At 39.7% G+C, this 11,600-nt stretch carries 10 protein-coding genes; 4 read left to right on the forward strand and 6 right to left on the reverse strand.

The features are described from left to right. The first annotated feature begins 363 nt into the window (after positions 1–363). Positions 364–744 carry a VOC family protein gene (locus tag C9J38_RS04785; protein ID WP_107206096.1) on the forward strand — a complete coding sequence of 127 codons (381 nt, stop codon included), beginning with the start codon at positions 364–366 and terminating at the stop codon, positions 742–744. A gap of 37 nt (positions 745–781) precedes the next feature. On the opposite strand, the gene C9J38_RS04790 is transcribed toward C9J38_RS04785, so the two are convergent. Next, positions 782–1,654 (reverse strand): D-hexose-6-phosphate mutarotase, encoded by an 873-nt coding sequence (locus C9J38_RS04790; protein ID WP_107206097.1) that lies wholly within the window; start codon positions 1,652–1,654, stop codon positions 782–784. 240 nt (positions 1,655–1,894) lie between these two features. Beyond that, a complete protein-coding gene (gene gap, locus C9J38_RS04795; RefSeq protein WP_105059727.1) occupies positions 1,895–2,890 on the reverse strand; it encodes a type I glyceraldehyde-3-phosphate dehydrogenase in 996 nt (331 codons plus the stop codon). 333 nt (positions 2,891–3,223) lie between these two features. Between gap and msrB the strand changes: the two genes are divergently transcribed. Then, positions 3,224–3,610 (forward strand): peptide-methionine (R)-S-oxide reductase MsrB, encoded by a 387-nt coding sequence (msrB, locus tag C9J38_RS04800; protein WP_107206098.1) that lies wholly within the window; start codon positions 3,224–3,226, stop codon positions 3,608–3,610. Positions 3,611–3,751: 141 nt separating this feature from the next. On the opposite strand, the gene C9J38_RS04805 is transcribed toward msrB, so the two are convergent. Next, positions 3,752–4,525, reverse strand: coding sequence for a DUF2989 domain-containing protein (locus C9J38_RS04805; protein WP_107206099.1), 774 nt, complete (start codon positions 4,523–4,525; stop codon positions 3,752–3,754). Between the two features lie 313 nt (positions 4,526–4,838). Between C9J38_RS04805 and C9J38_RS04810 the strand changes: the two genes are divergently transcribed. Continuing rightward, positions 4,839–5,138, forward strand: a complete 300-nt coding sequence (locus tag C9J38_RS04810) for a YeaC family protein (RefSeq protein WP_107206100.1) — start codon at positions 4,839–4,841, stop codon at positions 5,136–5,138. Positions 5,139–5,140: 2 nt separating this feature from the next. Here the strand turns inward: C9J38_RS04810 and C9J38_RS04815 are convergent, their stop codons facing one another. The 3 genes from C9J38_RS04815 to sppA form a co-directional block, all read right to left on the reverse strand. After that, the gene (locus C9J38_RS04815; protein WP_107206101.1) at positions 5,141–5,824 is read right to left on the reverse strand and encodes a glutathione S-transferase family protein; all 684 of its coding nucleotides are present in this window, start codon (positions 5,822–5,824) and stop codon (positions 5,141–5,143) included. 147 nt (positions 5,825–5,971) lie between these two features. Then, a complete protein-coding gene (gene ansA / locus C9J38_RS04820; protein ID WP_107206102.1) occupies positions 5,972–6,985 on the reverse strand; it encodes an asparaginase in 1,014 nt (337 codons plus the stop codon). A 250-nt stretch (positions 6,986–7,235) separates the two neighbouring features. Next, positions 7,236–9,083: a signal peptide peptidase SppA gene (gene sppA / locus C9J38_RS04825; protein WP_107206103.1), complete on the reverse strand. Its 1,848-nt coding sequence runs from the start codon at positions 9,081–9,083 to the stop codon at positions 7,236–7,238. Positions 9,084–9,326: 243 nt separating this feature from the next. Here sppA and C9J38_RS04830 point away from each other — a divergent pair, with 243 nt between their 5' ends. After that, the gene (locus C9J38_RS04830; RefSeq protein WP_107206104.1) at positions 9,327–11,339 is read left to right on the forward strand and encodes an NADPH-dependent 2,4-dienoyl-CoA reductase; all 2,013 of its coding nucleotides are present in this window, start codon (positions 9,327–9,329) and stop codon (positions 11,337–11,339) included. Positions 11,340–11,600 lie beyond the last annotated feature (261 nt).

The following is an 11,600-nucleotide window of genomic DNA, read 5'->3' on the forward strand; positions in this document are numbered from 1 at the left end:
TTAACCGTATATTTTTACTATCCTCTTATGGGATGGGTTCTGCAAGCGCTTTTGACGCTAAAATGCTTTTGTTTTTTATTGTTAATATGTAAATCTACTGTTAATTATAGTAATTAATGAAGAATCTTGTTTTTGTGGATTATGTTGAAGTAAAAAACTATAAAACTTTTTTGTGTTGAATTATTGTTTTGGTCTATTGGCTTTGTTTGGTTTTATTTGTTTTTTTTTGAATTATTGATAGAGAAGGACAATTATTGAGAATTTTTTTGTGTATTTGAGCCTAAGATATTTTTTTTCCACGAAACAGCTTTCTCTGACATAAGCTGAAATGAAGTCCTAAAAATTGTATAGGTAGGTGGCTTTATGACAATTTCACGTGTCGATACTGTTTCCATTCCGGTTTCGGATCAAAATCAGGCTTTGAAGTTTTATCGAGATGCACTTGGTTTTGAATTGATCCGAGATCATTGTTCGAATAATAAAAAACGCTGGCTGCAATTAGCACCAAGAGGTGCAGAAACGACAATCAGTTTAGTGACGCCATTTGGCGGAATGGAAGCAGGTACAGTGCAAGGTTTAGTCGTACAAACGGATGATATACAGCTAACACATAAAGAGCTCAAGCAACGTGGTGTATTATTATCAAGTATTGTTAATTTAGTCGGTGGTAAGTTTGCTACGTTTAATGATCCCGATGGAAATGGCTGGGTATTGATTGAAGCTTCTGCAAAAATGTATGCTTGAACCACGAGCAATAATATTGCCCGTGGTTCGTTTCTAATTAACGGCTAGAAATCGTTGTCACTAAAGTATGTGACTGTTCAGGCGCTAGCTCAATACTTGGTTGGTGGATTGTTGATTCCACGCATACCATAGTTTCAAAACTATTATCAGCCATATCACCCATACTAATGGATAGAGCTTGCCAAGGGTTCCAAATTACAGCAGCATTGTGACCTTCGTTAGTGACCAAAATTTCACGATTATTGTTTTTATCATTAATCGTGATAGTGGCTTCTGGCTGAGTATATACACGATCAGTTTCGCTGTTGAAGGTCAGTGTAGAACCACCTTCACACGCTTTGCCTTGCTGTGTGCTATCAAGGTAGTTTGGCCCCATTCCTGTAATATCAATATCGTTAATATTGGCAATATCAAAGTAAGTATGCAATGCGCCGCTGTATGACCATGGTTGATTGTCGGTATTAGTCGATGTCAGGCTTACTTTGAGTTCTTGACCGATTTCAAACGTTAAGACGTTTTTAAACTTATGCGGCCAAATCGCATAGGTTTCTTCATTATCTTCCAGTGCTAGGCTGACAATAACGCCGTTTTCATTTTCACGGTGTTCTAATAATGACCACTGCGATGTGCGGGCAAAACCATGAGATGGGGTACCAGCTTGACCAAACCAAGGCCAACAAATTGGAATACCGCCACGTACCGCTTTTGACTGATCAAAAATGGCCTTTTCACTTAACCAAATAATGTCTTTTTCACCTTGTGGTTTAAACCATAACAGGTGGCCACCATGCAGTGAAATTCCAGCTTCAGCAAGAGGGTGGATCACTCGAATGATATTAATCCCTTGATATTCACAAACTGTGACGTTGTCGGATAAAGCGTTAACAGTAGAAAGTTGACGTAGGTTCATCTTCATTCCTTAAAAGTTAAAAGCAGGAAGTGCTTATTTGTTTAGCGTTTATTCGTGCATTAAACATTAAGCAAAAAAACACTTATTTTTCGCTTTAAAATATCAAAAAATATGAAAATTAATTTGTTAAAGCAGTGAAGAGTTCTGATCGTTTTTTGTATTGTACTAGATATAAAAAAGGCGCCGCAAAATGCGCCGCCTTTTTAATTGCTTTCAAAGAAAGCGAGCTAATTGCTTACATTACTTAGAGATGTGAGCGATTAGGTCTAGAACTTTGTTTGAGTAGCCGATTTCGTTGTCGTACCAAGATACAACTTTAACGAAGTTATCAGTTAGTGCGATACCAGCTTTAGCATCGAATACTGAAGTTTGAGTTTCGCCGATGAAATCTTGAGAAACAACTTGATCTTCAGTGTAGCCAAGAACGCCTTTTAGAGCGCCTTCTGATGCTTCTTTCATAGCAGCACAGATAGCTTCGTAAGATGCACCGTTCTTAAGGTTAACTGTTAGGTCAACTACAGAAACGTTAGCAGTTGGAACGCGGAAAGCCATACCAGTTAGTTTGCCGTTTAGCTCAGGAAGAACAACACCTACAGCTTTAGCTGCACCAGTTGATGATGGGATGATGTTCTGAGAAGCACCACGACCGCCACGCCAGTCTTTAGCAGAAGGACCGTCAACAGTCTTCTGAGTAGCTGTAGTTGCGTGAACTGTAGTCATAAGACCAGATTCGATACCGAACTTGTCGTTAAGAACTTTAGCGATAGGCGCTAGACAGTTAGTAGTACAAGAAGCGTTAGAAACGATATCTTGACCTGCGTAAGTGTCTTGGTTAACACCCATAACGAACATTGGAGTTGCGTCTTTAGATGGACCAGTAAGAACAACTTTCTTAGCACCAGCAGTGATGTGCTTACGTGCAGTCTCGTCAGTTAGGAAAAGACCAGTTGCTTCAGCAACAACGTCAACGTTGATTGCATCCCACTTAAGATCTTCTGGGTTACGTTCAGCTGTTACACGAACAGTTTTACCGTTAACGATTAGGTTACCGCCTTCAACTTCAACAGTACCGTTGAAACGGCCGTGAGTTGAATCGTACTTAAGCATGTATGCCATGTACTCAACATCGATAAGGTCGTTGATACCAACAACTTCAATGTCGTTGCGCTCTTGCGCTGCACGGAAAACAAAACGACCGATACGGCCGAAACCGTTAATACCTACTTTAATTGTCATTACAGTTGCTCCACAACTTAATTTCTAATGAAAGATAACTGGTAGTAAAATTACATAATACTACGTGACCCTGCAAGCAAAAAAATCGTTTATATTGCTTAAAATCAAAAAAAAGATCGGATTTAATTTACATTTCGACTACAACGGCGGTAAATCATACAAATACTGTGTGATTTAACAGCGGCGTAATTTTCAATTTTATATCGCTGATAAATACATTAGACGGTTTTTCTTTAAACTGTGAATTTTTAAAACAGCCATATGTGTTACAGTCTTTATAAATAAAAAATATATTTTGAAAAGTAATATTGAGGGAAAGAAGGGAAGGGTGTGATGAAAAATAAACCTGATACTTATTGGCAAGAGAAATTATCAGCAGAGGCTTATCAAGTTTGTCGACAACAGGCAACTGAACCTCCCTTTAGCGGTACGCTTCTTCATAATCATAAAACAGGTGTTTATTCATGTGTCTGTTGTGATTCCCCACTGTTTTCTTCAGCGAATAAGTATGACTCAGGGTGCGGTTGGCCTAGCTTTGATGCGCCTATTGATAACGATTGTATCACTTATTTAGAAGATAATAGTCATGGTATGCAGCGCATAGAAATTCGCTGTAAGCATTGTGATAGTCATCTTGGACATGTTTTTACTGATGGCCCGCAAACAACAGGTGAACGTTACTGTGTTAATTCTGTTTCTCTAATTTTTGCAGATGAATAAAACGTATGAGTGACGGTAATATATAATTATTGACCGTCGCTGAAATAAATATCTAAAATATAACGCTTAAAATTAAATAAGTTTAATGATTAAATCTTGTATGTATCAATTATAAAATTATTTGATATTTGCAATAAAATTTTAATTAATCATTTTTCGTTCATAGCTGCCATTTTGTAAATTATCTAAAATATTGACTGCTTTTTTATTTAAAACCTTCTGTTCATCTTCTGTTAATAAAAATAAGCTGGCGATATTTTTGGCCTCGACTACAGGCATATTCATATCATTAGCAATTAATACCCAGATATAAGCTTCCTTCAGTTTTTTTTGCTGCTGAGATAAGGTTGCCAATGATTTAATAATATCTTGGTTTACTGTTTCATTTTTCTTATAGAGTGAAAGTGCATGATGCAGTAATTGATAGGTTTTATCCTTATCTTTGCTGATGTAGTAGCTGGCAAGCGCAAGCTGAAGATCCGGGGTTTCTAACTCCTTTTTACCTTCGAGAGCGAGAAATTGTTGTTGTGCTTGTTCATCACCTTGACTCCAACGGTAGTAAATAATCTCTGGATCGGTCGACAACGATAGCTCTTTGTTTAGGCGTGTTACATTGTTATAGCTATCGTAGAGTGCGTTCATACGAATAGTCTTTCGATCTTTTAGCTCTGTTGGTTCAATACGAGCGGCATATTCCAAGCAAAAAATGTACTTTTGCGTCGCTTCAAGCTCTTTAAATTTTTCTTGGTCGGTTGGATTTTTCAACACATCATAACGTTGCCAAATTAATCCTGTTCGTTGAATACGACATTGACCATCATTGACGTTGAGCTGGGTACACAATTCAGGATAACTTTCACATAAGCTATCTGTGGTACGGTGTCGTTCAAAACAGCCAGTTAATAATAAGCTCATACTGATCGTTGTGATAAGACGTTTAGTACTGTTTAAGAGCAACCTTGTCGGCACTACTCTTTTTGATGTTTCTATAATTGCGGAGTAATACGCCATAGTGACCTACATGTTGGTTACGAATAAGGATAAATATAACGATGTCATTTGTTGTTATCGACGGATGATCTCGAAAATGGTGAATTTATTTTGATAGAGCTATCAACCTGTGATCGCTATTACAGTTTGAGGGGAAAGCGTTGACTGTTATTACGTATTTTATAAGCTACAGCGATGTACTTAAACAAGCCTGTTAGTATCAAAATGAGGAGTGGATATGGATGTGTCGCAATTATTGAAGGCTATGACGCCAGAAGTTTTTGAGCGGATATCAACTGCAGTAGAAACCGGAAAGTGGCCTGATGGTTCAGTATTAACGGCTAATCAAAGAGATTCTGCTATGCAGGCTGTGATGCTTTATCAGTCTCGCCATAATAGTGATGCGCAACACATGACGGTTGCAGCCGGTGGCGAAATAAAATTTAAGAGTAAAGCTGAATTAAAACGTGATTTTGCTACTCAAGGGACTCTTGGAAAGTCGCCAGAGATAGCTCGCTTTGAACATGATGATATCTAACATTAGACTTTATCATGCAGGTTAGACCATATCATAGCTTCGCAATAGAAACTTTGTAATTGATGATCTTCTTCTGACACAATATTGGCTATCCATGGCTCTTGCTCTATACGGTGTAGATAGTGGTGTAGAGTAGGATAATGGGGTTGCAATCGTAGCCCTGCCATCCATCCCGTTCTAAAAATACTCCAGATACTTATTTCAGCCATTGAGAAATGATCGCCAACATACCCTAGCTCGGGGAGTTGCTCTTCAAGGTAATTCAACACATTAGGAAGATGATGAGTAAGGCATTGAGCCACTGCTTCTTCATCACACGACTTATCTTGCATTTTATCGCGCAATACTTTTTGGTAAAACAAAACGCCACCGAGTAATGACGTGACACGCGTTGCAGCATAAGCTTCAAACCAACGAATTTTCGCTCGTTGTTTAGCGTCGCCCGGATAAAGTGGGGGAACGGGGTAGGTATCGTCAAGATAATGGGCAATAACGGTTGAATCAATGATTGTTGTATCGTTATGTTCAAGTACAGGGACTTTTCCCATTGGGTGGCGTTTGTGCGCAAGCTCTTTTTCTAAAAAGGGGGTGAGAGGTTGGAGTTCATAACGTATCCCTTTGTAATTAAGTGCCAACATGATTTTTCTGACGAAGGGCGAAATAGAGGCACCGTGTAAAATCATCATTGTTTCAACCCATGAAGGTAGATTGCTATTAGCTGTAATTGTAGTTCGGTTGGAAAATTTTGGGGGAGTGGTGTTTTTATTTTATGATAGCTAAAAATAAAAAAGAGCCCGTTCGGCTCTTTTCGTTATTAAACAAGTACTGCTAACTTACAAGGTTAACTCACCACGGAGATCTTGCTGCATCAGCGTGCGCATTGTTTCTATCGGTAAATCTTGGCTGAGTAAGTAATGTAATTTAGCCAATGCCGCTTCAGGTGTCATATCATAGCCACTTAGCACGCCAGCATCCGCTAGCGCACAACCCGTTGCGTATCCACCCATATTAACTTTACCTGATAAACATTGGGTTAAGTTCATGACAATCACACCGCGACTCGATGCTTCTTTTAACTGATCAAGCAGCTCTTTATTTTGAGGCGCATTACCTACGCCAAAAGTCAGTAGGATCATCGCATTTACAGGTTGGCGTAGGGTATTACGTATAACCTCTGGTGAGATCCCAGGATACATGGTGATCACACCAATAGGCTGTGGCGTAATGGTGTGAACTTTAAATTCACCGTTCGGTTTTTTATTTAATTCCGTTCCGCTATTAACGGTTATGTTAATGCCTGCTTCTAATAATGGTGGCAAGTTTGGTGAGATAAACGCGCCAAAACCATCGGCATGAGCCTTAGTACTGCGGTTACCACGGATCAGTTGGTTGTTGAAAAATACGGTCACTTCATTGATCGGGTAATTAGCCGCAATGTGTAACGCATTCAATAAGTTGCTTTGACCATCAGAGCGAAGTTCAACTAACGGGATTTGAGAACCGGTGACAATGACAGGCTTATCTAAATTTTCGAACATAAAAGATAAAGCAGAAGCGGTGTACGCCATAGTATCTGTGCCATGAAGGATCACAAAACCATCATACTTTTCGTAATTATCTTTTATATCGTCAGCAATGCGTTGCCAATCCGCAGGTGTCATATCTGATGAGTCGATTAAAGGTGAATACTCATGGATAGTGAACTCAGGCATTTCTGGGCGATGGAATTCTGGCATGCTAGCTAATTGCTTTTGCATAAAACCTGATACAGGAATATAGCCATGATCAGATTTTTGCATACCAATGGTGCCGCCAGTGTAGGCGATATAAATATGTTTTCTTTCCATTTTTAAGCACAGAGTTAACGGTTGGTGTGCGCATTATACGCAAACTGTATGAAGATGCGAGTTAAGCGATTTTTAGAGTGATACTTATTGCATTGAAATGTGAACTAAGATTGATGTGCTTATCTTTTGAGTTATTTCGGTTTTTATCACTAATGTTGATTGGCTGGCTTATTTAAGCGTTTTTGCATAATAAAAAGCTCGACATATCGCCGAGCTTTTTAATTATTGGTTGCTGATAACGTTTTTGTTACTAGTTAACGGTGCTGCAATTTAAGCAGAACGCATAACGACCATTAGGATCGTTAAAGTTACTAAGAGAAGTCAGATCTTTTGCAACTTTAGTCACTGGCGCTAATGCATTTGGTGTGTCACCAAGAACCATTGCCACAACCTGTGCTTTTACTTCACCTGACATTTCTTTAAAGAATTGCTGGATAGGAGAAAGAGGCTGTTGCATCCAGACCAATTGGTAATCATCTACTTTAGCGAGCGACACCGCTTCCGTTATTGCAGTATCAAAGTCACCGAGCTCATCGACTAAACCACGTTCTTTCGCGTCCTTACCTGTCCATACTCGGCCTTGGGCAATTTTATCTGCTTGCTCAAGTGACATATGGCGGTATTTGCTGACTAAACCAATAAAGCGCTGGTAGCCATTATCAACCCCAAGCTGGAAAACTTTGCCGACATTTTCAGGAAGAGCACGTGTTACGCCGACACCTGAGAAAGGAGTCGTTCCCACCCCATCACTGTAAACGCCTAGCTTTTCTAAGCTTTTTTCAAATGTGGTTAAAATCGCAAAGATACCAATAGAGCCGGTGATCGTTGTTGGTTGTGCGATAATTTTATCGGCACTTGAAGAGATCCAGTAACCACCTGATGCTGCAACACTCGACATCGAAACAACAACAGGTTTCCCCGCCGCTTTTAAGGCATCGACTTCATTACGGATCACCTCAGAAGCAAAGGCGCTGCCTCCTGGGCTATCGACACGTAAGATCACAGATTTAACATCGTTATCAAAGCGAGCTTTGCGAAGTAGTGCTGCAATCGTGTCACCACCTGCTGTACCTTGACTACTCTTGCCATCAACAATGGCGCCACTTGCAACAACGACAGCTACTTTGTTATTGGATGGTTGTTGATCATCAACCAGCATCGATAAGTAATCGTAGTAGCTGATCTGTTTAAAGCTGTGCTCACCGTTATCACCAAATTCTTTGATTAAGATTTGGCTTAATTGAGGACGAGTTACCAACTCATCAACAAGACCCATTTTTTTACTCAGTTGAGCAAAATCGCCATTAACAGCAGTGAGTTGTTCAACAAAGCTGTTCATTTCAGGCGTCAATGATTTAGCATCGATATTGCGGTTTTTCGCCACATCGGAGGTATAAGCATCCCATAATTGATCTAACCAAACCGTATTGGCTTCTTTTGCTGCGGCTGACATGCCATCACGGATATACGGTTCGACAAATGATTTGTAAGTACCGACACGGAAAACGTGAGTAGTGACATCTAGCTTTTCTAATAATGTTTTATAGTAAAGCGTATAGGTGCCATAACCCGTTAACATGATACCGCCATCAGGTGACATAAAGATCTTATCGGCATAACTTGCAAGGTAGTACTGGCTTTGACTGTAATGACCGCCATAAGCATAAACAGGTTTACCGGATGCTTTAAATTCTTGAATGGCTTTTGCAATGTAACGCAGTTTTGTCAGGCTCGTTTCTGGCATGTTTTTAAGATTTAATACAAGGCCAGTGATAGAGCTATCGGTAGTTGCAGTGCGGATGGCTTCGACAATATCGAATAAAACGTTTTGTTCAACAGGTGGTTGCCCCATCACATCACTAATAACGTTATCTAATGGATTATCATAGTTTTTCTGCTCAACAATCGGGCCTGATAGGTTTAGTACCAGCGCCGATGCTTCTGGCTTTTCAGCGTTATCATCGTTATCACTAAAAGCAAAAATAATGGCACCTACAATCAGTAGGAAAATTAAGTTAAGAATAAACTTACGGGCAAAGTTGATTAACTTCCAGATTGTTCTGAAAAACGCTCCAATCCCTTTGAATATGGCTTTCATGGATGCTCTCTTTAATGATTCTTGAGACATATCGTATCGTACTCATTAACTAATTTCAGTAAATTTACTATTAAGAAGAGATATCAAAACAAGGTATTGAATAAATAGCCGTATTGTTAGTCATCCAAGGCATAAGAAAAGTGCGCGAAAGCACAAATGTTAACTTAATGTAAACAAATGTTTGAAATGGCATAACAGGGTTAATATACTGGTCAGACCATAATAAAAAGAGAAGCAAAAGCCATGGACAATAAAGCATACCCTCATTTGTTAGCGCCATTGGATCTTGGTTTTACTACCCTACGAAACCGTGTGTTAATGGGCTCTATGCACACAGGGCTTGAAGAATCACGAGATGGATTTAAAAAATTATCTGCGTTCTATGCCGCACGTGCGCGTGGTGGTGTAGGACTAATTGTCACTGGCGGTTTCTCTCCCAACTTTCGTGGGCGACTACATCCGTTAAGTGCTGAATTTAGTTCATCACGTGCAGCTCGGGCACATAAAAACATTACAGATGCAGTACATAATGAAGGTGGAAAAATAGCGCTTCAGTTACTACATGCTGGGCGCTATGCAATGTCGCCTTTTGCAGTGAGTGCCTCTGCTATTCGTTCACCTATTTCTAAATTCACCCCAAGTGAAATGTCTGAACGTCAGATTTTAAAAACCATCAATGCTTTTGCAAAAAGCGCCGAGCTTGCTCGCGAAGCTGGCTATGATGGGGTTGAACTGATGGGATCAGAAGGCTATCTGATTAATCAGTTCATCTGCCAGCGTTCGAACTTACGTTATGACGATTGGGGTGGGAGTTATGAAAATCGAATTCGTTTCCCACTAGAAATTGTGAAAGCGGTTCGCGCGCGAGTTGGACGTGACTTTATTATTATCTTCCGTCTTTCAATGCTGGATTTAGTTGAGCAAGGCAGTACTCATGAAGAAGTGGTAATGCTTGCAAAGGCTCTAGAACAAGCTGGTGTAACCATTTTAAATACCGGCATTGGTTGGCATGAAGCACGTGTTCCGACGATTGCCACGCAAGTCCCACGTGCCGCATTTGCTTGGGTTACAGAAAGGCTTAAACAAGAAGTCTCTATTCCTTTAGTTACTTGTAATCGTATTAATACCCCACAAGTGGCTGAAGATATTCTATCGTCAGGGCAAGCTGATATGGTATCGATGGCACGACCGTTCCTTGCCGATCCTGATTTTGTCGAAAAAGCCGCGCAAGATCGCGCTGATGATATTAATACCTGTATTGGATGTAACCAGGCCTGTTTAGATCATGCTTTTGTTGGTAAACGTGCGAGTTGTTTAGTTAACCCTCAAGCGTGTTATGAGACCGAACTGGTATTAACCCCGGTAGCACAAAATAGAAAAGTGGCGATTGTTGGAGCTGGACCTGCTGGAATGGCGTGCGCTGTTGCTGTTGCAGAGCGAGGTTTTACCGTCGATGTATTTGAGAAAAATGACCACGTTGGTGGGCAATTTAACCTTGCGATGCAAATACCAGGAAAAGAAGAGTTTAAAGAAACGATTCGTTATTTTACTCGTCGTTTAGAACAAACAGGTGTAAACGTAAAACTTGGTTATGCTGCAACGGAAGATGATTTAGCTAACTATGATGAAGTCATTATCGCAACGGGGGTTAAACCGCGTATTCCGCCTATTCCTGGCGTCGATAATCCTAAGGTTATCGATTATCAAACTTTGATTAGAGATAAAGTACAGTTAGGACAAAAAGTCGCTGTTATTGGTGCTGGTGGTATTGGGGTTGATGTATCTACCATGCTAACCGAGCCTGAAAATCAAAATCTTGATCAATGGCTTGAAGAGTGGGGGATTGATAAAACATTGACTCATGAAGGTGGCTTATTACCGCATGATGAATACATTAGCCCGCGACAAGTATGGTTAATGCAGAGAAAACCGGGCAAAGTCGGTAAAGGTCCGGGCAGAACAACAGGCTGGATCCACCGTAGAACATTAGAAAAACGCGGTGTTGAACTGCTTGGTGGGGTTAGTTATGACAAAATCGATGATGCAGGTTTACATATTACTGTTGAAGGACAATCTCGAATATTAGATGCCGATAATATTGTACTTTGTACAGGTCAAACATCGGTTGAAGAACTGTCAGAAAAGCTCACTGAGCAAGGCATTAATGTTCATGTGATTGGCGGTGCGGATGTTGCCGGAGAGGTAGATGCTAAACGTGTAATTCGTCAAGGTGTTGAATTAGCTGCAAAGCTATAAACAGTAATTAAAGCATTATTGCTCCAAAAGGTGAGGTTTATATCTCACCTTTTTTATATTTTAAAAATAAAAAACTGTAAAAAGCTATTTAAATAGATTTATTACTATTTTTATTTAATTGTCATACTTATGTGTTTTTTTTGATTGTGGGTTATATTTCATTAATTATTATGATGTTGGTCATTAAAAGCATACATAAATACTATGCAATGAGTTTTTATGATTCTTATTTGGTATAATTGTTATCATTTATTGACTTAT

The organism is Photobacterium sp. GB-210 (genome assembly GCF_003026075.1).
Classification (GTDB): Bacteria; Pseudomonadota; Gammaproteobacteria; order Enterobacterales; family Vibrionaceae; genus Photobacterium.